The organism is Devosia nitrariae, from assembly GCF_030160115.1.
In the GTDB taxonomy this organism is placed as follows: domain Bacteria; phylum Pseudomonadota; class Alphaproteobacteria; order Rhizobiales; family Devosiaceae; genus Devosia; species Devosia nitrariae.
This window is the reverse complement of sequence record NZ_BSNS01000022.1, coordinates 423886-444104: the sequence shown is the minus strand read 5'-3', so window position 1 is coordinate 444104 and position 20219 is coordinate 423886. Positions and strand designations below refer to the sequence as shown.

The following is a 20219-nucleotide window of genomic DNA, read 5'->3' as shown; positions in this document are numbered from 1 at the left end:
CGCGGATGCTGGTTGAGCCCCCTTCCCCTCGCCCCTTGTGGGAGAGGGACCGCGTTTCCGCGTTCAGCGGAAACGCAGGGTGAGGGGGTGCGATGGTGCGGCTTGCACAAGGGTTTGGTGGGAGCCCCCTCATCCGGCGCTGCGCGCCACCTTCTCCCACGAGGGGAGAAGGGGAGGGTGCCAATCGCCAGCACCGAGCATTGACTGCCCGATCGCCACCACTAGGGAAAACGCTTATGCCACCCCACCGAACGGATTCGCCCAAAGGCGGCTCGACTCGCGGTCGGGGCGCGGTTACAAGCGCACTAACATGTTAGGGCTGGCTGCCGGCAAGAGGAGGCTGAAGAGATGAAGTTGCTGCGTGTGGGGGAAAAAGGATCCGAAAAGCCCGCGATCCTCGATGGGGATGGTGTGGTGCGCGATCTTTCCGGCGTCGTCACCGATATCGGCGGCGAGACGCTCACCCCCGAGGGCCTGGCGCGCATCCGCGCGACCGATGTCGGCGTCCTCCCGAAAATCGAGGGCACCCCACGCATCGGGCCGTGCGTCGCCAATGTCGGCAAGTTCATCTGCGTCGGGCTCAACTATGCCGACCACGCCGCCGAAACCGGTGCGAAAATCCCGGACGAGCCCATCCTCTTCATGAAGGCGACGAGCGCCATCATCGGGCCGAACGACGACGTCATCATCCCCAGGAACTCGATCAAACCGGACTGGGAAGTCGAGCTCGGCGTCGTCATCGGCCGCGAAGCCCGCTATGTCGAGCAGACGCAAGCCCTCGAGCACGTCGCCGGCTATTGTGTCGTCAACGATCTTTCCGAACGGCACTTCCAGACCGAGCGCGGCGGGCAGTGGGTCAAGGGCAAGTCGGCCGATACCTTCGGGCCGATCGGGCCGTGGCTGGTGACGCGCGACGAAATCGCCGATCCGCAGGACCTCTCGATGTGGCTCGAGGTCGACGGGCACCGCTACCAGGACGGCACGACCCGCACCATGGTCTTCGGCGTTGCCCATCTCGTATCCTATATCAGCCAGTTCATGAGCCTGCAGCCGGGCGACATCATCACCACCGGCACCCCTCCGGGCGTCGGCATGGGCATCAAGCCCGAGCCGGTATGGCTGAAGCCCGGCAACGTCATGCGCCTCGGCATCGACGGGCTCGGCGAGCAGCGGCAGAACGTCAGGGCCTGGCAGGGCTGACCTAGACGTAATCCCACCAGTCGCGTCGCGGTGCCGGCTTCTCGATGAGGCCGACATCGCGGCGCAGGGTATCGGCGGGCGGGCGCGAGGCGGCTAGCGCGCGTGCGAATGCAGCAAAGATTCTCATGATCTGAACCCTCATCGATTGCATGAAGGCGATCTTCGCGCTTAATCTACGCGAGGAGAAACGAAGTCTCGCCACGCCATGCATGAGGAAATTTCATGATCCTCGCATCGACTGCGCTGCCCTCCCTGCAGGGGCTGCGCGCCTTCCTGGCCGTCGCCGAGACCGGCAGCTTCACCAAGGCTGCGACAGCGCTGGGGCTGACGCAGACGGCGGTCAGCCACCAGATCGCCCAGTTCGAGGACTGGCTTGGCGGGCAGGTGTTCGTGCGCGACAGGCGCGCCGTCGGCCTCACGCCGCTCGGTGAGAGGCTGCTGCCGCAGGTGCGCGAGAGCCTGACGGATCTCCACCAGGTGCTCTCGGCGGCGCGCCAGACCGGGCAGAGGCAGAAGCTTTCTCTCTCGACGACGCCCGAGTTCGGCACGCAATGGCTGGCACCACGGCTCGAAAACTTCGTTTCGGCTCATCCCGGCATCAGCGTCAGCGTCACCCTCGAATACCGACGGGCGGACCTTATGGCGGGCGAGGCCGATATCGCCATCTGGCTTGGCAGCGGCGGACCGGGCCTATCGGCCGATCGGCTGATGCTGGAGGAGGAGTTCGCCGTCTCTTCGCCCGAACTCAGCGCGCGATTGCCGAAGCGGAAAGCGCTGCTCGCCGCGCCGCTCCTCCACTATAAGGGCGAGCGGCATACGGTGCTCGACTGGCGGCGTTGGCACAGCCAGCTCTACGGCGCCGGCGAGGGAAGCCCAGGCGACGAGCTCGCCCGCGAGATCGATATGGATGCCGGCCCGGTATACGCGACCTTTTCCGACATGCTCGAAGCCTGCCGGCGCGGGGAAGGGTTCGCGCTGGTGCGTACCTCGCTCGTCGCCGACGACCTCAAGGCCGGGCGGCTGGTGCGGTGCTTTGTCGAGGTGCTGCCCTCGGACCTGCACTATCATCTGGTCACGGCCCCGCAGCGCCGCCCGCGCCCCGAAATCACTATCTTCCGGCAGTGGATCTTTTCGCAGGTTCAGAGAGCATAGGGGCTACGGCCGGCGCGCGACCATGTCGATCTCGACAAGGGCGCCGACGGCAAGGCCGGTGACGCCGATGGTGGTGCGCCCGGGGAGTTTCCCTTCTTCGAAATAGCTCTTGTAGGCCTCGTTCGTCGCCGCGTAGTCGCGCTCGAAATGGGTGAGGTAGATGCGAGCGAAGGTGACGTTCTCGAGCGAGAGCCCGATGCCGGCCAGCACGAGCCTCAGATTGTCCATCACCCGCCGGGTCTGCGCCTCGATGCCCTCGGGGAGCGGCGCATCGGGCGCCTGCGGGTCGGTCGGCATCTGCCCGGTCAGGAATACCCAGCCGTCGGCCTCGACCGCATGCGAGAACGGCGCGACCGGACGGGGGCCGGTGGCGATCATGTGATGAATGGGCAGGGACATGGCGAGGCTCCGTGAGTGCTTGTCATTGCTGGCGCGGGCCACGATATAGGAGGACCCGATAGAAGCCCAAGGCCCCGTTTCATGACTACATTTCCGGTGACCGTTACCCGCGAGGACAGTGAAGCGCGCGGTCGCTACTCGGCGCCGCTCGCGCCCGGATACGAGGCGGAGATGACCTATCGCTGGGTGGCGCCGGGGATCATTTCCATCGACCATACGGGCGTGCCACCGAAGTTCGAGGGGCGGGGGATCGCCCTGCAACTGGTCAAGGCGGCGATCGCCGACGCGCGCAAGGACGGGTTCACCATCATCCCGCGCTGCCCCTATGTCGAGGTGCAGTTCCGCCGTCACCCGGACTGGGCGGACGTACGCGCGCAGCTTGACGGCGGTCGGCCGATTGCGGCCGGCTAGCGCCTTTTCCGTTCTGATTGAACGAGGGCGGGAGCGCTACGTGGATTATCGCGACCCGAACCGCAATAGTCGCGGACGTGTGCGCAGCCGTTTCTACGCGTAAGCCATCGACCGCAGGTCGTCGATCAAGTCGCTCGGTGCATCGGGCGTCGGGATGACCCCGACGTGCCGCAGCCACCACCACATGGTGATCCGGTGCAACAGCGTATAGTACCAGAGCGCGGCCTCAGGATCGGGGTGCTCGATTGGCCCGTAGCCCTCGAGAATGAGCATTGGGCTATCCGGCGCTTCATGTCTTGAACAGAACAGGCACTTAGCGAGGTCGAACACCGGGTCCGTCGCGCGGGCATTGCCGAAGTCGATGAGGCCACTGAGCGACAGGTTACCCTCCGCCGTCCGTGCGGCCAGCACATTGCCTGGATGCAGGTCGTCATGGGCGAAAACCGCGCCAGTGTTGTACAGGACGATGTCGTCGAACCGCTCGTCGATGATCGCGCGCAGGCGTTCCGCGAGTGCAGCGTCTCCACCGAACCTCACGAATCCCGTGAACGCGCCGTCGATCAGCGGTCGCAGAAAGTCCGCATTCGTTTGCGCGGGTGAAGCGACGCCGGTGGCACTCATGGAGCCATATCCAGGCATCGGAATGGTGTGGAGCTTGCGCTGCAGTTCGCCCATCTGCCGATAGACGTTCGCAATCCCCGGCTCGTCCTTCAGCACCCTGACGAGCACGCCCGGCAGATAGCTGGTGATGGCATAGCGGAAGGGCAGTCGCTTCCGGGTTTCGTCGACCAGCAAGTATCGTGTGGCTGGAATGTTGAGGTTTCGCAATTGCGCCGCTGCGAAGGCTTCCTTGGAGGGCACCAGGGAAAGGCCCTCCGTGTAGGTCTTGAGGACCAGATGGGTGCCGTCGACAAGGTCTATGCGAAAGGAGGGTGAGCTGCCGCCAGGCATCTCCTCGAGATCTGTCGGGATCGCTGCGCCGATCTCCTCGAGGATCGGCCGTAATCTGTCGATGTCAACGACAATGGTCATGCTGCGCCCGGCTCGATGGGACCCGATGCTAGCTCCCCCAGCGGAGCGTCTGGCCGCTCTCGCTGAGGAGCCCGTCGAGATTTTCCCACTTCACGGTCGCGGTGGGGGCGCCGTAGGCGTAGGCGGAGACCTCGTAGGGCTGGAACTGGATGGAAAGGCCATAGTCGCCGAAGATCCAGCGCTCTGGATTGGTGACGATTTCGGCGATGTCGTCCTCGAACCCGTCGAAGAGCGCATCGCCATGCTCGGACTTGAGGGCGGCAACGGTCAGGTCCAGCAGGGTCTTCTGCCAGTCTGAGCCTGCAAAGAGGTCCTGCGCAATCATCTGCCGGTTTTCGGCGGGCAGGTAGTGCAGGTAGCTCACGCCGTAATTGCCGTGGGCGGCGCCATGCCCGTACCAGAAATTGTCGAGCTTGACGGTGATGCGGGCAGGCAGCACCGTCTCGACCGAAGCGGACATGGTGATGTCGCTCGAGGAGTCGAAATCGTCGCTCTCCCCGTCGAGCACCCATTCGGCGAAATAGACGCCCATCATGTCGTTGAAGCCCTTGGCTACGTCGTCCTCGCCGTCGATCATCGGGAAGGCGAGGGCGTGCTGCGCAACCTGCCAGTAGGAGCCGGGTTCGGCCTCCGGGTCGGGGGCGGCGCCATAGGCAGTGTGGAGGTAGAAGCGACGGCCGCCGAGCATGCGGCTGTCCTCTAGGGTCGAGATGCGCTGGTTGTAGAGGTCGAGAAGGCAAGTGCCGCGCTCTTCGAGCGTGTCGTCAGGCGCCTCTTTGATGCAGACATAGCCGGCAAAATCCAGCCAGTCGCGCTGACCCTGGCGCATCTCATTGACGGCGGATTTGGAGAGGCCGCCGATAGCGGTGGCATAGGCGACGTCCAGCACCTCGTCGGCCTTCGAAAGGTCTGGCACGTCGCAGATGGTCTCCTCCATCACCGTTGCCGCCTTGGCGCAATCGAAGCTCGCAGCCGCCGCGGTATGTGGCAAGGCAAGGGCGAAGACAGCGAGAATTGCAAAGACGATGCGCATGACCGGTTCCTCCAGGATCGGGAGGTTCTTAGCATGTCCGGATGACAGCCGGAACGCGCAGCGCCGCAGTGGTGAAGGGTGGGTGCGGATGAGACGCTGGTGCAGGAGCCGAAGGTGACAAGGTGCTCACCTCCGCACCCCAAGCACGACTGCCTCTAGCGCAGTGCCTCTCGCGGCTCACCTTCTTCCCCGCCGGCCTCAGTTCCGATCTCCGTCGGTGCGACCGGTGGGATCGGCGGCTCGTTGCGCGTCCTCCACAGCGAGAACGCAACGCCGCCGCCGAGAATGGTTAGGGTCACGATCAGCGACAGCAGGGTGTCGACATGGATATGGAGCGGCACCAGGAAGATCTTGATACCGATCAGCACCAGGATGATGGCGAGCGAGATCTGCAAATAGCGGAAGCGGGTCATGGCCGCGGCCAGCGCGAAGTAGAGGGCGCGCAGGCCGAGGATCGCGAAGATGTTGGAGGTATAGACGATGAAGGTGTCCTGGGTCACCGCGAACACCGCCGGCACCGAGTCGACGGCAAAGATCAGGTCAACGAACTCGACGAGGATCAGCGCGACGGCGAGCGGAGTGAGAAACCAGGTGACCCGCCCGGCCTTGGGATTGTGCTGGCGCACAGCGAAATGGCGGCCGTGCAGTTCATTGGTGATCGGCACATGGGCGCGCAGCCATTTGAGGAGTGGGTTGTCCTCTATGTGCGGGTTGTCGTCCTTGTGGGTGAACATACGCACGCCCGTGAAGACGAGGAAGGCGCCGAAGATGAAGAGGATCCAGTTGAAGGAGGCGATGAGCGCGGCGCCGAGCCCGATGAGTATGGCGCGGAAGAGGATGACGCCGAGGATGCCCCAGAACAGCACCCGATGCTGATAGATCCGCGGGATGGCGAGGAAGCTGAACACCGAGGCGATGACGAACATGTTGTCCATCGCCAGGCTCTGTTCGATCAGGTAGCCGGTATAGAATTCGAGACCGGCGATATGGCCGCGCGAGACCCACACCCAGGCCCCGAAGGCCAGCGCTATGCCGACATAGAAGGAATAGAGCATGAGGCTTTCCTTGGCGGAAATCTCGTGCTCGTCGTGGTGGAGGATACCGAGGTCGAAGACCAGCAGGGCGATGACAATGGCAACGAAGGCAACCCAGAAATAAACGGGGGTGCCGAGAAAATCGCCCATAAGGGCGGCAAGAAGGGGCTCCATGGCCGGACCATCTCCATGTTGAATGGAGCGGCTCCGACATCACGGCAGGAACAAAAGCTCACCGCCGCCAGAGGGGCCCGGCGCCGCCTGTGCGATGTGGGGGCGGCGCCGCGGCTTTCAAGGGGGGTGTTGGAAATTTCTCTTTGCTCGCCGCTTGCTAAGGCAGCCGGTAGACCAACCGGCACTGCTCGGTATCGAAGTTGGCCACCCCGTCGGGCGCCGTTGCCGAGGAGCCGCGGACGAGAACCTCTGTGTCCGGCGCGTTCTCGATCATCTGCATCAGTGAGGTGTGGCCGGGCTGGTTGCCGATATCCATATCGAAGACGATGACGTGCCCGGCGGCCGCGCCAGCATCGACGGCAAGGCCCATGTGCTCGATGTGCTCGCTCGCCCAGACCAGCCGGCCCGTGGCGTCGAACGGCACGGGCGGGGCGGCGGCGGGCAGGTCGCCGGTCTCGGGGCCGAGGACGGTGGCGAGTACGGCAATGCCGTCCATGGCGACGCCTTCGGCAGCGTTCATGCCCGGCTGCAGGGGAGCGAGGCTGGCGAGGCGCTCGCGATAGGCTGTCTCGGTGCAGGCGGCATCCTCGCCGCAGCTTGCCGCGACCTTCTCGTGCCAGGCGGCAGTGTCGGCTTCGAAGCACTGGCGGGCGCCCTCGCCAATAAGGTTCAGCACGCCTAGCTCATAAAGAAACAGGGTTTCACCGAGCCAGTACCACAGTTCATCGCAGGCGATGTCGTCCTCGCCACACTGGTCGTATTGCGCCGCCGCGGGCGCCGGTGCCGCAAGCACCGCCGCCAGCAGGACGCCTGCCACCGTTTTCTTCATGCCAGCCCCTCCTCAACCCCTCGGATCGGCATCATGGCGGGGCGGGCCGCGGCAATCAACTGCGGTTCAGGCGGTCGCCACTCGGTAGGGCTTGAGGAATTCTGCGGTCTTCAAGAATTCCTCCTGGCGTAGCTCATGGCCGCCATCGTGCCAGAAGAGATCGACCGCGGCGCCCTGGCCGGAGAAGTAGTCGGCCAGGTCCTGGGTCGCGGCTGCAGGTCCGATGGGATCGCGCCGGCCGGCGGTGATGAGGAGACGCTTGCCGACAAGTTCGGGCCGCGGCGGTGGGGCGAAGGGGATCAGCGGGTGCATCAGCACAGCGGCATCGAAGATCTCTGGATGCTCGAACAGTACCGAAGCGAGGATGTTGGCGCCGTTGGAATAGCCAAGGCCGATGACGGCCGAAGGCGAGACGCCTTCGAGGCGCTCGCGCGCGAACTCGGCCATGTTGCTGGTGCGTAGCGCCAGGTCGTCCATGTCGTAGACGCCCTCGCCGGTGCGGCGGAAGTAGCGCAACGCCCCGGCCTCGGAGACGTCGCCGCGCGGGGCGATGACATGGGCGCCGGCAAGCAGCTTCCCGGCAAGGTCGAAGAACTGGTTCTCGTCGCCCCCGGTGCCGTGGAAGACGAAGAACACCGGCGCCTGGGCGTCGGCGCCCTTGCTCTCGCGGAAGAGGTAGTCACTCATGTGCGGATCTCCTGTCGTTCCGCCATATCTGGCATACGTCGGCCGCTAGACAATCAGCCGTCCGCGCCACGCACCGTTGCCGAGCTTTAAACAGTCAAGGGCGCTGGACGCCGCTCGCGGCAACGAAGACTGAATAGACCGCCTGGGTCGAGGTGAAGAACAGCCGGTTGCGCCGGGGTCCGCCGAAGGTCAGGTTGGAGACGGCCTGCGGGGCGCGGATGCGGCCGAGCAGGGCCCCCGACGAATTGTAGCATTCGATCGACGGGCCGGCGCTGGTCCAGACATTGCCCTCGGTATCGATGCGGAAGCCATCGGGCGTGCCGGCGCCGGTTTCAACGAACACACGCCCGTTGCTGAGCCGGTCGCCGTTGACGTCATATTGGCGGATGACCGTCGGCCAGTCGGGGTCATGGCTGCGACCGCTGTCGGCAACGTAGAGCACCGTTTCGTCGGGCGAGAAGGCCAGGCCGTTGGGCTTCTTCAGTTCGTCGGTCACGACGGTCAGCGACCCGTCCGCGGGATCGAAGCGGAAGACGTAGCAGCCGACCTGCTCCTGGGGGGACTTGTAGCCCTCGTAGTCCGAGATGATGCCGTAGGTCGGGTCGGTGAACCAGATGGTCCCGTCGGACTTGACGACGAGGTCGTTTGGCGAGTTGAGGCGCTTGCCCTCGAAGTGGGAGACGAGGGTGGTGATCGTTCCGTCCGGCTCGGTACGAAGGATTGCACGCGCGCCGTGCGAACAGGACACCAGCCGGCCCTCGCGGTCGCGGGTGTTGCCGTTGATGTAATTGGAGGGCATGCGGAAGACGGAGACGCCGAGGTCCGGCACCCAGCGCAGCAGGCGATTGTTGGGAATGTCCGACCAGACGAGGTAGTTGCCGTCCTCGAACCAGACGGGGCCTTCGCTCCAGCGGCACCCGTCGTAAAGGGTTTCGATGGCGGCGATGCCGATGGTCAGGTCGTAGAATTTCTTATCGATATAGTCGTAGGCATTGCTGGCCGCCATGATGCACCTCCCCCGTTTGGCGCGGGCAGATTGCGCGGAAGAGGCCGCCAAGGCAAGGCGCATTGACGACTAACATGTTAGTTAGTAGAGCAGGGAAAACCGTAAGGACTGGGCATGGCCGATCTCACCAAAATTCTGACCATCGAGGAGATGATGGCGCTGGCCAAGCGTCGGGTGCCCAAGCAGTTCTTCGACTATGCGGATTCGGGCGCCTGGACCGAGAGCACCTATCGGGCCAATGCCGAGGATTTTGGCAAGATCGCCCTCAACCAGCGCGTCGCGGTCAATATGGAAGGCCGTACGCTCAAGACCACAATGATCGGGCAGGAGGTCGCCATGCCGGTGGCGATCGCTCCGACGGGACTGACCGGCATGCAGTTCCCCGACGGCGAGATCAAGGCGGCGCGGGCGGCCGAGGCGTTCGGCGTGCCCTTCACGCTCTCGACCATGTCGATCTGCTCGATCGAGGACATCGCCGAGAACACCAGCAAGCCGTTCTGGTTCCAGCTCTACGTGATGCGCGACCGCGCCTTCATCGAGCGGCTGATCGATCGGGCCAAGGCCGCCAGGTGCTCGGCGCTGGTCCTGACCATGGACCTGCAGATCCTCGGCCAGCGCCACAAGGATTTGCGCAACGGCATGTCGGCGCCGCCCAAGTTCACGCCGCGCTTCGTCTTCGAGATGGCGCGCAAGCCCGCCTGGGCGCTGGGGATGCTCGGGACCAGGCGGCACACCTTCCGCAACATCGTCGGGCATGTGGAGAACGCGGGGGACCTTTCCAAGCTTTCGGTGTGGACCAATAACCAGTTCGACCCGACGCTCAGCTGGAAGGACCTCTCCTGGGTCAAGGAGCGCTTTGGCGGACCTGTGATCGTCAAGGGCGTGCTCGATGCCGAGGACGCGCGCCAGGCCGTGGCGCACGGGGCCGACGGCGTGATCGTCTCCAACCACGGTGGGCGCCAGCTCGATGGAGCGCCGTCGACCATCAGAGTGCTGCCCGAGATCGTCGATGCGGTGGGCAAGACCACCGAGGTCTATCTCGACGGCGGCATCCGCTCGGGCCAGGACGTGATCAAGGCCCTGGCCATGGGCGCCAAATCGACCTTCATCGGCCGAGCGTTTCTCTGGGGGCTCGGGGCCGGCGGCGAAGCCGGGGTCAAGCGGGTGCTCGATATCTTCCACCGCGAGCTCGAGATCACCATGGCGCTCTGCGGCGAACGCGATATCCGCAATATCGGGCCGCACAACATCTATTCCAACGACATCCCGCCGCGGAACCGGGTCGGGGGGAATTACTAAATTGCGGCTCCCACTTTTCCGCATCTCGGCACCAAAACACCAATACCCACGGGGTCATTCCCGCGAAAGCGGGAACCTCTGTTGGCAGAGCCGGCAAGGGAAACGGAGGTTCCCGCTTTCGCGGGAATGACCCGGTGGATGTGACGTAGTCTCACCGGAAGCATCCTCGGCCGGAAGGTCATCCCTCAGCTCATCCCCCGATATTCCTCCATCCCCGTGCTCCCACCGGTCAGCTGCCGGTAGACCGTCCGGGAGACGGTCTGCATGCGCTCCTGTGGCAGCGTGCCGACGACGGTGCAGGTGATGCGCGCATTGGCCCAGTAGAAGGCCTCGGCGCCGTCGAGGCTGGCGAATTCATAGGCCGGCTCCGGATCGGGCAGGGCCGCGGTGATGTAGACGGTGACGCGTTCGCCCGCCGCATTCTCGTACATCAGCTGCGCGGCGCGTCCGCCCGCCTGCGGGTCGGCGGGCAGCAGCCGGCCGCCCTTGAGGGTAAAGCCTTCGACAGAGAGGTCGGGCGTTCCGACCTCGGTTTCCAGCCTGTTGGAAAGCCAGGTGACCAGGTGGTCCCTGTCGTTGGAAGCGACCTCGACGGCGTGGCGGTTCTCGGCAGCAAAGACGCGGTGGGCGTTGACGGCGCTGGCGATGAGGATGTCGTAGGTTGCCGGCCTGCTCTCGAGCAGAGGGCGGGTGAGCCACCCGGCGCCGAGCCCGATGCCGAGAAGAACGACGGCGGCCGCGGCCCAGCGCCAGCGGCCGCGATTGCGGCTCTCCATCTCGGCGGCGAGGCGCCGGGGCTTCAAGCGTGGCGGCACCGGCTCGGCGCCGGCGGGGCCGAAGAGCGTGCGTATGGAATCGTCCTGGCGTGCCCAGAGCGCGACCTCGGCGGCGGCTTCCGGGTTGGCGGCGAGATAGGCGGCGACCGTCTCGGCCTCGGCCTGCGGCAGCTGGCCGTCGGCATAGGCGAGGAGCGTCTCGCGGGAGATGGGGCCGACGGCACTCATTTGACGGTCCTGAGGTAAGGTTCCCCGGGGACGCCCGCTGCGCTGCGCAGCGCCGCGCGGGCGCGCGAGAGGCGCGACATCAGCGTGCCCTGGGGGACGCCCAGTATTCCGGCGGCCTCGGCGTAGCTCACGCCTTCGAGGACGATCAGCAGCAGCGCCTCCTTCTGGTCGAGCGGCAACGCGTCGATGGCACGGGCGGTTTCGGCGAGTGCCATGTGCCCGGGCTGGGGAGCGGGAGTCACCGGCTCGCTGGGCACGTCGTCGAGCGCGACGACCTGTCCGCGCCGGCGACCGGCACGCAGCCCGTTGCGGTAAAGGTTCAAAAGAATGGTGAAAAGCCAGGCGCGGACCGGTCCCTGCGGCCGGAACAGGCCGCGCCTGGCAATGGCGCGTTCGAGACAGTCCTGCACGAGATCGTCGGCGGTATCGGCGTTACGCGTCAGCGCGCGGGCATAACGCCGCAACGCCGGTACGCAAGCCTCGATCTCGCTCAGGAACTCGCTCAAGCCGTCGCCCTCACGTCACGAACCTAAACGGCGCGTGATCATTCCACAGCAAGATGCCAGACGCCGCCGACGCCGTCACCGGTGGTATCGCCGGGATTGACGTCGTCCTTCCAGTAATAGAGCGGCATGCCCTTGTAGGCCCACATCTGGGTGCCGTCGGTGCGCTCGACGAGCGTGAACTCGCCTTCGGGTGTTGCCGAGGCATCGGCAATCAGCGGCGGCCAGTTGATGGCGCATTGTTCGTAACAATTGGTCACGCCCGGCTCGTCTTTGTCGAAGATATAGAGCGTCATGCCGTTAGCGTCGGTCAGGATCATCTGACCGCCGACATCGGTGGATTTGACGGCGCCGCCTAGATATTCGGCGGAGATCGCCGGTACGGCGAGAAGCGCGAGCGCGGCAGCGCCGGCCAGGAGGAGCTTTTTCAACATCTTTGGGAGTCTCCCTCGATTTTAGCGGGCGGAGGAGTCCGGCCCGCATGAGGGTCAACACCGCCGCGGGCGGTTTATTCCCGAGGGGACGATTTATTTCTGCGGCTGGTCGGATGCGTCCTCGATCGGCTCGGCGCCGTTCCAGAGGAAGATCTGGATCTCCTGGCCCATGGCGTGGGCCTGGCGCGCTGCCTCACGCGCGGCAGCAATCGCCGCGTCCTGCGAAAGATAGCCTCGAAGGGAGGGGCCACCAACCCCAACGGTCCAAGTCGCCCCCTCGCGAACGATGTCGTAACGCCGCTTCTTGCCCAACTTCACAACTCCATACTGCCTGTTAACAGCATGGAACGGGCGGGCGGTATTTGATTCAGATCAAATAGGTTCGGGATCGAGGTTGGTCGGCGCCATGCCCGTCGGTGGATTGGCAGTGGAGGGACAGGTGCTGGTGGATCATTTTGCGGCGCCGCCGACCAGCGTGCCGTTGCCGACCATCTGCGCTATGCTGGGTAAAAGGAGGGGAAGATGAGCGAGACAGAGGACGACCTGCAGGTACTGGTCGAAACGATCATCGAGGCGCCGGTGGACGCCGTGTGGCGGGCGCTGCGCGAGCGCGAACAGTTGCGCAACTGGTTCGGCTGGGATGCCGAAACGCTCGCCGACGAGATCGACTTCATCTTCTTTGGTCATGCGAAGGCGGACGAGGCGGGGCATGTGCTGCAGTTCGGCGAGTGGGAGGGCGTCTCGGACGCGTTCGAACTGACCGGGGACGCCAACGAGACGACGGTCGCGGTGGTGCGGCGCGGACCGCCGGTCGACTGGGCCGGCGCCTTCGAGGACGTGCCTGAGGGCTGGGTGACCTTTGTCCAGCAGCTGCGCCTGCTGCTCGACCGGCATCCGGGGGCCAAGCGGCGAACTCTCTATCTTTCGGGCGCGGCCAGGGCCGGCGTTGCCGAACCGCGCCAGGCGCTCGGTATCATCGACCTGATCAGGCGTCCCGACGGGGCGGAATATTCGGCAAGCCTGCCGACCGGCGAGACTATCTCGGGCATCGTCTGGCACCGCACGCATTTCCAGCTCGGGCTCAACGTCACCGAATGGGGCGACGGCCTCCTGGTCGTGACCAACACCGGCGTTACCGATACCCGTTCCAGCGCTGGCGGCTCGGTGCTGCTGACGACCTTCGGGCTCGATGACGCGACCTTCGGCGAGCTCGCGAGCCGCTGGCGGGCCTGGTGGGAGAAGCGGTACGAGGCTCCGCAGGCCGAGTGAAACACCTGCACTGGAGCCTTTTCCCGTTTTGATTGGATCAGAACGGGCGCCCCAAACTGATTGCGGCGTTTTCGAACCGCAAAAGTGGCATCCACTTTTGCTGAAAACGCCGTGGTGCGAGCATCGCGGGCGGTTGACCTCCGACTGGTGACAAGGGCGACAGACATGCTATGTGGCGGGCGGTCCAGACGGGCCGCGTGATGCATGGGAGGGTGTTGCATGTTCGTTGTCGGCGGGGAGAGCCTTATCGATCTCGTAAGCGACCCGCGGGGGGCGGACGGGATCATCCGCATGCATGCCCACCAGGGCGGCTCGCCCTATAACTGCGCCATCGCCCTCTCCAAGCTCGGGAACCAAACCGGTTTCCTCTGCCCCATCTCCCGCGACGGGTTCGGCGGCTATTTGCTCGAGCCCTTGGCGGCGGCCGGAGTCCGGCCCTTGCTCAGCGAGCGGGTGGCGTCGCCGACGACGCTTGCCGTCGTCACCCTCGATGCTGCCGGCAAAGCGCAATACGAGTTCTACCGCGGTGCCGAGCGGGCGCTGACCGCCGAGGCGGGGCTCACGGCGCTTCCCGCGGCGGTCGAGGTCCTGCAGTTCGGCGGCTTCGGCCCGATCGAGCCCGAGGATGCGGCCGTCTGGCTCGAGGTGGTCAAGGCCGCCATCGCCAGGGGCGCGACGATCTCAATCGATCCCAACGTGCGCCCATCGCTAGTCAACGATCCCGACGGCTATCGCCAGCGCCTGTCGCACTTCCTCGACCTGGCCCACATCGTCAAGGTTTCGGAGGAGGACCTCGCTTGGCTCGATCCGACGCTCAGCATCGAGCAGCACGCGGCGGGCCTGCTCGACCGTGCCAATTGTGCGCTCGTCATCGTCACGCTCGGCGAAAAAGGTTCGCGGGCCTTCACCCGCTCGGGCCTTGCCGAGGCCGGCATCTATAGCCCGCCGGTGTTCGGCGACACGGTGGGGGCCGGCGACAGCCTGATGGCCGGCATCCTCACCTATCTTGCCGAGCAGAAGGCGCTGGAGCCGGGGCGGATCGGGCGGCTCGACGATGTCGAGCTCGCGTCCATGCTCGGCTTCGGGGCGGTGGTGGCCGGGCTCAACTGCGCCTACAAAGGCTGCGTGCCGCCGACCCGCGAAGAGGTCGAGGCGGTGCTCGTTCAGCCGGTGCTGTAACGCGCTCCTCAATGGACAGGTCCGGCGGTTCTCCGATCAAGCCCCGGCGCGGATGGCGAGCGCTTCGGCCAGCGTCATGGTGGTATGATGCTCCCAGGTTTCGCTGGGCTGCGGGTGGTCGGTGCGGAAATGACCGCCGCGGCTTTCGGTGCGCCTCAAGGCCGCGGCGGCAACCAGTGTCGCCGAAGTGGTCATGTTGAGATAGGCGCGGGTGACCTGCTGGGCGTTGGCCTCGAGGTCGGCGATGCGGCGCAGGGCCTCACGCAGGCCCTCGGCGTGCCTCTCGACGCCGACGAGCTCGGTCATGACCGCGCGCAGGTCCTTGACCGCCTTTAGGTTGCGCAGCACCTGCTCGGCTTCCTCGCCCTTGGCGTCGTTCCACTCGATGCCGTCGAACGGGGCCAGCGCGCGCACCGGCTCGAGGCCGCCGATGTCCGCAGCGATGCGCGCGCCGTAGACGGTCGCTTCGAGCAGTGAATTCGAGGCGAGGCGGTTGGCACCGTGCAGGCCCGTGCAGCTGGCTTCCCCGCACACCCAGAGGCCTGGGAGCGAGGAGCGTCCGGTCTCGTCGACCTGGACGCCGCCCATGTGGAAATGGGTAGCCGGGGTGACCGGGATCAGGCCGTTGACCGGGTCGATGCCGGCTTCCCGGCAATAGCGGGCAACGGTGGGGAACCGGGTGAGGATCGTTTCCCCCAAAGCCTGACGGGTATCGAGGAAGACCTTCCGCCCGTCGCGGATCTGGCGGAAATTGGCGCGGGCAACGATATCGCGCGGGGCGAGCTCGGCATCCGGATGGATGGCGGGCATGAAGCGCTCGCCGAGGTCGTTGACGAGAATGGCGCCCTCGCCGCGCAGGGCTTCAGTCGCCAGCGGGGCCGGGTCGGCGCCGGTCAGGATCGCGGTCGGGTGGAACTGGACGAATTCGGGGTCACCGATCAGGGCCCCGGCGCGGGCGGCCATGCCCATGGCGTGACCGCGCACGCCCGGCGGATTGGTGGTGACGGCATAGAGCCCGCCGAGCCCGCCGGCGGCAAGGACGGTCGCGCGGGCGCGGATGAACACCGGCTCGGTGTAGCGGTCGCCGAGCTTGCGGCAGAAGACGCCGACGACGCGCCCATCGGCGCGAGCGAGATCGACGGCGGTGATGCCTTCGACGATCCGGATCGAGGGCGTGCGCCTCACCTCGCGGATGATCGCCTGCATGATGGCCCAGCCGGCCCGGTCGCCCTCGACCTTGACGATGCGGTTGGCCGAATGCGCGGCCTCGCGCCCCAGCGCATAATTGCCGAAATCGTCGCGGTCGAACGGCGTTCCCCAGCGGGCAAGGTCCTCGATGCGGGCGGCCGCCTCGGCGGTGACGCTCTCGGCGATGCCGTGATCGACGATGCCGGCACCGGCCATTTCGGTGTCGATCGCGTGGGCGTGCGAGCTGTCTCCGGCCCCGACCGCGGCGGCGACTCCGCCCTGCGCCCAGGCGGAGGAGGCGCCCGAACCCAGGGGCTTGGGCGAGAGCACGGTGACCGGACGCGGCGCGAGCTTTAGCGCGCAGAAAAGCCCGGCAAGACCCGCGCCGACGATGAGGGCACCGTCGGCGTTGAGTGTGTTGTCGAAAGTCGTCACCAAGTGTCCTCCGGCCGGCGCGCCCCGTAACGCAGCGCTTAACCGTATGTATGAGACTGATCAAGACATACGTATTTTGACCGATTGATCGGGATTTCCCCTGGGCTTAGACCTTTAGGCGAATCAGGGATTGAGCATGCTGCGTTTGGCCTTCGACATCACGAGCTCCGACGGCAGGGGCGAGATCGTTGATTGCCTGATCCCGGTGCGCCGGTTCGATGCGCCGCAGCTGGTGCGCCATATCGGCGGGCAGGTGCTGGTATTCCTGCCGGGCGAGGCCGGGCGCAACAGCTTCGTCGGCGGCGCCGTGCTGAGCGGCCTCGTTCCCAGCGGCCCCGACTCTCGCGGGCTGGTCGCCGAGCTCGCGCAGGTCGAGCTCTTTTCCGATCCGGTCGAGTATGGTGGCCTTCCCAGGATCGAAGGTGTTCCCTGGATCAGCCTGCCTGCCGCGATGTTCGAGGCAATCCTTACGAACGGTGAGTCCAGGGGGAGGGGCGATCTCGACGAAGACGAGGCTCCATTCGCCGCCGACGAGCGGCCGCCGCTGGAAAATGCGAGTTTTTCCGCGCTCGGCACGTCGGTGCTGCGCCACTATGGCAACGGCTGCGCGCTGACGGGCATGATGTTGGCTACGCAGTCTTCCGATGACCTGCGGATCGTGCCGATCCAGCCACTCGCCGAGGACGGGCCGGTGCACGTGACCAATTGCCTGCCCCTGGCGCCGGCGGCGGCCGAGGCCTTCTCGGCGGGGCACCTGACCGTTGCCGGCGATTTGCGGGTGATCGTCGATGTCGGGCGCATCGATCAGGACCTGCTCGCACGGCTCAATCCGCTGGGGCGCCTCATCGTGCCGCAGGACGAGGCTTTGCGGCCCGACAAGCAGCACCTCGCCTGGCACCGGCGATGGTTCTTCTCGCAGCTCGAGTGAGCTGAGCCGGTCCGCCTGGGTCGTGGCGGAGCCCTAAATGAAAAAGTCCAGGCGGGGCCCGGACATTTTTCAGGTTATCGATCTGTCTCTAGTCGAAGCTTAGTGGGCGCTCTCGCTCAAGCCGGGGGCAGGAACGCGGTAGCCCTGCTCGGCATAGATGTGAAGCTTGTTGCGCAGGGTGCGGACCGAAATGCGCAGGACGCCGGCCGCGTGTGTGCGGTTACCGTCCACCTGCCGCAGCGTTGCCAGGATCAGATCCCGCTCGACATCGGCGGCGGGCAGTCCGACGAGTTGCTCGGTTGCAGCAGATCGGGGATGGAAGTCATACATTGTCGGCCTCTTCTGAGCCCCCAGACCACCCAGAACGACATCAAGCTCCACCCCGCGTGGTTAACATCAGGTTAACGCGAGCCGCGGCCGCACGCTCCAGCGAATTTAGGCATATCTTCCACGACATCGCCCATAACCTGCCTTTATTCCGCCCGGCTGGCGCCACGGAATCGGATCACAAAGATGTGGCTGCCGGCCAGGCCCGTTTATCCGAGCCCCCAACTCCCGGCCCTGCCGGCAGCTCTCCCGAATTTTTCCTGACGCCTGGCCCGCCCTGTTGGCGGGTCCTTTTGTTTTGTTGTTCTGCCGGAACTGCGCGCGGACGGCTGCCGCCGCTGTTGCGCGTCAGCGGCTGATGCCAAGGACGGCGTGATAGAAGACGAGGCCGGCGCCGCTCTCCGAATGGCTCTGCCGCCCGGCCATGCCGATGGTGAGGGCAATGGGTGCAACGAGAACGAGGCTGAACACGAAGGCGGCCAGGAACGGCATGACGGGGCGGAAGACGGTGCTCATGGCTGGGAACGCGACGCTTGGAATTGATGATGACGAGGAGATAGCGGGCGAGCCCGCAACCGGCACTGAATGTGCCGTTCAGCTTGCGTTCAGGTTCGGGTTGGGGGCGGGGGGCGGTGCCGGCGCGGGGATCGGCTTGGCCGACTCCGTGCTGCGCTGCCAGGCGGAGTGCAAAGATTTTCCTGCGTCTGTCGATTTCGTTTCCTCGCATTCGACCAGGGGTGTTGCTGAGAGCACGTCCGCAAAGGAGTCGAAAATGGAACACCAGATCGTGTCACGAGATGAGTGGCTGGCCGCGCGAAAGGCCCTTCTTGTCGAGGAAAAGGAACTGACGAGAGCCCGCGACCGGCTGAGCGCCAAGCGGCGGGAACTGCCCTGGGTCAGGATTGACAAGGAATATGTGTTCGACACGGCCGAAGGCAGGAGGACGCTGGCTGACCTGTTCGAGGGGCGCAGCCAGCTCATCGTCCAGCACTTCATGTTCGGTCCTGATTGGGAGCAGGGGTGCGTCGGCTGTTCGTTCGGTGCCGATCACGCGGATGCCGCCTATCAGCATCTCAGGCACCATGACGTCACCTATGTCGCGATAGCACGCGCGCCGATCGAGAAGCTCGAGACCTATCGCAAACGCATGGGCTGGCGGTTCAACTTCGCCTCGTCCTACGGCAGCGATTTCAATTATGACTTCAGTGTCTCGTTCCGAAGGGAGGATATGGAGAAGGGCAAGGTTTGGTATAATTATGCAATGATCGACCCGGGTAGCGACGAACTGCCCGGCGACAGCGTCTTCTATAAGGACGAGGCCGGGCAGGTCTACCACACCTATTCCGAATACGGTCGCGGCGGCGAGGAAGCGCTCTCCGCATACATGCTGCTCGACGTCACGCCGAAAGGACGTAACGAAAACGGGCCCATGGGCTGGATGAAGCGGCACGACGAATATGAGGCAGCGGCGCCGCACTCCTGCCATGCCGATAACACCGACAGGCAAGCGCCGACGGCAGCCGCAGATTCGATTGTCTTGTAAAGAAGCGCGGCACTAACAATCCGCTCCTGGGCATGTACTAATGGGGCCGGCTCGAACGCGCGCGCGGTCGGGCTGCCCCGCATCTACATCCCGTTTCTGTGGAGGACAGAGCCTATGCCCGTCAGCGGATTTGGCATCCACACCAGTATCTGGGCGATGAATTGGACGCCCGAAGCGGCCGAACGCGCCGTGACGTCGGCCAGGTACTACGAGCTCGACTTCATCGAGATCGCCATGCCCGATCCTGCAGCGATCGATGCGGATCACACGCGTGGCCTATTGGAAGCCAATGAGCTCAAGGCGGTCAGTTCACTCGGACTTCCCGAGCACGCCTGGGCATCGGTCAGGCCCGATGCCGCCGTTGAGTTCCTGGAAGCTGCGATCGACAAGACCGCGGCTTTTGGCGGCAAGGCGCTTTCGGGCGTGATCTATGGCGGGATCGGCGAACGCACCGGCGTACCGCCGACGCAGGGCGAATATGACAACATCACCCGGGCCGTGGCCGCCGCCGCAAAGCACGCCAAGGGTCGTGGCATTGCACTCGGCATCGAGCCCATCAACCGCTACGAGAACCACCTCGTCAACACGGCACGGCAGGGTGTCGATCTCATCGAGCGCATCGGGGCCGACAACGTCTTCGTGCACCTCGACACCTACCACATGAACATCGAGGAAAAGGGCGTCGCCAATGGCGTCCTCGCTTGTCGCGACCACCTCAGATATATCCACCTTTCCGAAAGCGACCGCGGTACGCCGGGCTACGGCAACGTTGCCTGGGACGAAATCTTCGCCGCCCTTGCAGCGATCGAGTTCAAGGGTGGGCTCGCCATGGAAAGCTTCATCAACATGCCGCCCGAGTTCGCCTACGGGCTTGCCGTGTGGCGTCCGGTGGCCGACAGCATGGAGGAGGTCATGGACAAGGGCCTGCCGTTCCTGCGCAACAAGGCCGAGCAGTACGGGCTGACGCGGTGACGGTGCAGGCAAGGCCCACCCCGACTGGCTCGTCAAGAAGGAGGGAGCTGATGGATGTCGTCTCCAATGCTGGCGCACCCCTCGCCGGGTTTATGGGTGTCACTTTGCCAGACACCGAAGCCGGAATGGCGCACTGCATGAATGACGTCCATTATTGCCGGGCCGGGAAGGCCCGTGTCAG

At 65.2% G+C, this 20219-nt stretch carries 24 protein-coding genes; 9 read left to right on the top strand and 15 right to left on the bottom strand.

What is annotated here, in order from left to right:
* The first annotated feature begins 348 nt into the window (after nt 1-348).
* Nucleotides 349-1200 (top strand): fumarylacetoacetate hydrolase family protein, encoded by an 852-nt coding sequence (locus tag QQK18_RS21815; RefSeq protein WP_284342477.1) that lies wholly within the window; start codon nt 349-351, stop codon nt 1198-1200.
* A 1-nt stretch (nt 1201) separates the two neighbouring features.
* Here QQK18_RS21815 and QQK18_RS21810 read toward each other — a convergent pair whose 3' ends face one another.
* Nucleotides 1202-1327 carry a hypothetical protein gene (locus tag QQK18_RS21810; RefSeq protein ID WP_284342476.1) on the bottom strand — a complete coding sequence of 42 codons (126 nt, stop codon included), beginning with the start codon at nt 1325-1327 and terminating at the stop codon, nt 1202-1204.
* Nucleotides 1328-1422: 95 nt separating this feature from the next.
* Here QQK18_RS21810 and QQK18_RS21805 point away from each other — a divergent pair, with 95 nt between their 5' ends.
* A complete protein-coding gene (locus QQK18_RS21805; RefSeq protein ID WP_284342475.1) occupies nt 1423-2352 on the top strand; it encodes a LysR family transcriptional regulator in 930 nt (309 codons plus the stop codon).
* 3 nt (nt 2353-2355) lie between these two features.
* Here QQK18_RS21805 and QQK18_RS21800 read toward each other — a convergent pair whose 3' ends face one another.
* Nucleotides 2356-2730: a RidA family protein gene (locus tag QQK18_RS21800; protein ID WP_284342544.1), complete on the bottom strand. Its 375-nt coding sequence runs from the start codon at nt 2728-2730 to the stop codon at nt 2356-2358.
* A gap of 102 nt (nt 2731-2832) precedes the next feature.
* Here QQK18_RS21800 and QQK18_RS21795 point away from each other — a divergent pair, with 102 nt between their 5' ends.
* The gene (locus tag QQK18_RS21795; protein WP_284342474.1) at nt 2833-3162 is read left to right on the top strand and encodes a GNAT family N-acetyltransferase; all 330 of its coding nucleotides are present in this window, start codon (nt 2833-2835) and stop codon (nt 3160-3162) included.
* 93 nt (nt 3163-3255) lie between these two features.
* Here QQK18_RS21795 and QQK18_RS21790 read toward each other — a convergent pair whose 3' ends face one another.
* The 6 genes from QQK18_RS21790 to QQK18_RS21765 all read right to left on the bottom strand — a co-directional run bounded on the left by QQK18_RS21790 (nt 3256) and on the right by QQK18_RS21765 (nt 8957).
* On the bottom strand, nt 3256-4194 hold the full coding sequence (locus QQK18_RS21790) for a phosphotransferase family protein (RefSeq protein ID WP_284342473.1): 939 nt from the start codon (nt 4192-4194) through the stop codon (nt 3256-3258).
* 28 nt (nt 4195-4222) lie between these two features.
* A complete protein-coding gene (locus QQK18_RS21785; protein WP_284342472.1) occupies nt 4223-5227 on the bottom strand; it encodes a DUF3298 domain-containing protein in 1005 nt (334 codons plus the stop codon).
* Between the two features lie 155 nt (nt 5228-5382).
* A complete protein-coding gene (locus QQK18_RS21780; RefSeq protein ID WP_284342471.1) occupies nt 5383-6435 on the bottom strand; it encodes a TerC family protein in 1053 nt (350 codons plus the stop codon).
* Between the two features lie 157 nt (nt 6436-6592).
* The gene (locus QQK18_RS21775; protein ID WP_284342470.1) at nt 6593-7264 is read right to left on the bottom strand and encodes a hypothetical protein; all 672 of its coding nucleotides are present in this window, start codon (nt 7262-7264) and stop codon (nt 6593-6595) included.
* Between the two features lie 66 nt (nt 7265-7330).
* Nucleotides 7331-7951 (bottom strand): alpha/beta hydrolase, encoded by a 621-nt coding sequence (locus QQK18_RS21770; RefSeq protein WP_284342469.1) that lies wholly within the window; start codon nt 7949-7951, stop codon nt 7331-7333.
* A gap of 94 nt (nt 7952-8045) precedes the next feature.
* Nucleotides 8046-8957: an SMP-30/gluconolactonase/LRE family protein gene (locus QQK18_RS21765; RefSeq protein WP_284342468.1), complete on the bottom strand. Its 912-nt coding sequence runs from the start codon at nt 8955-8957 to the stop codon at nt 8046-8048.
* Nucleotides 8958-9071: 114 nt separating this feature from the next.
* On the opposite strand from QQK18_RS21765, the gene QQK18_RS21760 reads away from it, so the two are divergent.
* Nucleotides 9072-10256: an alpha-hydroxy acid oxidase gene (locus QQK18_RS21760; RefSeq protein ID WP_284342467.1), complete on the top strand. Its 1185-nt coding sequence runs from the start codon at nt 9072-9074 to the stop codon at nt 10254-10256.
* Nucleotides 10257-10441: 185 nt separating this feature from the next.
* Here the strand turns inward: QQK18_RS21760 and QQK18_RS21755 are convergent, their stop codons facing one another.
* The 4 genes from QQK18_RS21755 to QQK18_RS21740 form a co-directional block, all read right to left on the bottom strand.
* On the bottom strand, nt 10442-11260 hold the full coding sequence (locus QQK18_RS21755; RefSeq protein ID WP_284342466.1) for an anti-sigma factor family protein: 819 nt from the start codon (nt 11258-11260) through the stop codon (nt 10442-10444).
* On the bottom strand, nt 11257-11766 hold the full coding sequence (locus QQK18_RS21750; RefSeq protein ID WP_284342465.1) for a sigma-70 family RNA polymerase sigma factor: 510 nt from the start codon (nt 11764-11766) through the stop codon (nt 11257-11259). The genes QQK18_RS21755 and QQK18_RS21750 overlap by 4 nt, the downstream gene beginning before the upstream one ends.
* A 38-nt stretch (nt 11767-11804) precedes the next feature.
* Nucleotides 11805-12197 (bottom strand): COG4315 family predicted lipoprotein, encoded by a 393-nt coding sequence (locus QQK18_RS21745; RefSeq protein ID WP_284342464.1) that lies wholly within the window; start codon nt 12195-12197, stop codon nt 11805-11807.
* Nucleotides 12198-12290: 93 nt separating this feature from the next.
* On the bottom strand, nt 12291-12509 hold the full coding sequence (locus QQK18_RS21740) for a hypothetical protein (RefSeq protein ID WP_284342463.1): 219 nt from the start codon (nt 12507-12509) through the stop codon (nt 12291-12293).
* Between the two features lie 210 nt (nt 12510-12719).
* Between QQK18_RS21740 and QQK18_RS21735 the strand changes: the two genes are divergently transcribed.
* Both QQK18_RS21735 and QQK18_RS21730 read left to right on the top strand, forming a co-directional pair.
* Complete coding sequence (locus tag QQK18_RS21735; protein WP_284342462.1) at nt 12720-13466, top strand: SRPBCC family protein; 747 nt, start codon at nt 12720-12722, stop codon at nt 13464-13466.
* Nucleotides 13467-13685: 219 nt separating this feature from the next.
* Nucleotides 13686-14645 carry a carbohydrate kinase family protein gene (locus tag QQK18_RS21730; RefSeq protein ID WP_284342461.1) on the top strand — a complete coding sequence of 320 codons (960 nt, stop codon included), beginning with the start codon at nt 13686-13688 and terminating at the stop codon, nt 14643-14645.
* Nucleotides 14646-14681: 36 nt separating this feature from the next.
* On the opposite strand, the gene QQK18_RS21725 is transcribed toward QQK18_RS21730, so the two are convergent.
* Complete coding sequence (locus tag QQK18_RS21725; RefSeq protein ID WP_284342460.1) at nt 14682-16268, bottom strand: L-aspartate oxidase; 1587 nt, start codon at nt 16266-16268, stop codon at nt 14682-14684.
* Nucleotides 16269-16404: 136 nt separating this feature from the next.
* On the opposite strand from QQK18_RS21725, the gene QQK18_RS21720 reads away from it, so the two are divergent.
* Entirely contained in the window at nt 16405-17196 is a 792-nt protein-coding gene (locus QQK18_RS21720; RefSeq protein WP_284342459.1) for a hypothetical protein, read from the top strand.
* 99 nt (nt 17197-17295) lie between these two features.
* On the opposite strand, the gene QQK18_RS21715 is transcribed toward QQK18_RS21720, so the two are convergent.
* Entirely contained in the window at nt 17296-17526 is a 231-nt protein-coding gene (locus QQK18_RS21715; RefSeq protein ID WP_379993890.1) for a helix-turn-helix domain-containing protein, read from the bottom strand.
* 345 nt (nt 17527-17871) lie between these two features.
* A complete protein-coding gene (locus tag QQK18_RS21710; RefSeq protein WP_284342458.1) occupies nt 17872-18039 on the bottom strand; it encodes a hypothetical protein in 168 nt (55 codons plus the stop codon).
* A gap of 256 nt (nt 18040-18295) precedes the next feature.
* Here QQK18_RS21710 and QQK18_RS21705 point away from each other — a divergent pair, with 256 nt between their 5' ends.
* Nucleotides 18296-19066: a DUF899 domain-containing protein gene (locus QQK18_RS21705; RefSeq protein ID WP_284342457.1), complete on the top strand. Its 771-nt coding sequence runs from the start codon at nt 18296-18298 to the stop codon at nt 19064-19066.
* Between the two features lie 114 nt (nt 19067-19180).
* The gene (locus tag QQK18_RS21700) at nt 19181-20038 is read left to right on the top strand and encodes a sugar phosphate isomerase/epimerase family protein (RefSeq protein WP_284342456.1); all 858 of its coding nucleotides are present in this window, start codon (nt 19181-19183) and stop codon (nt 20036-20038) included.
* Nucleotides 20039-20219 lie beyond the last annotated feature (181 nt).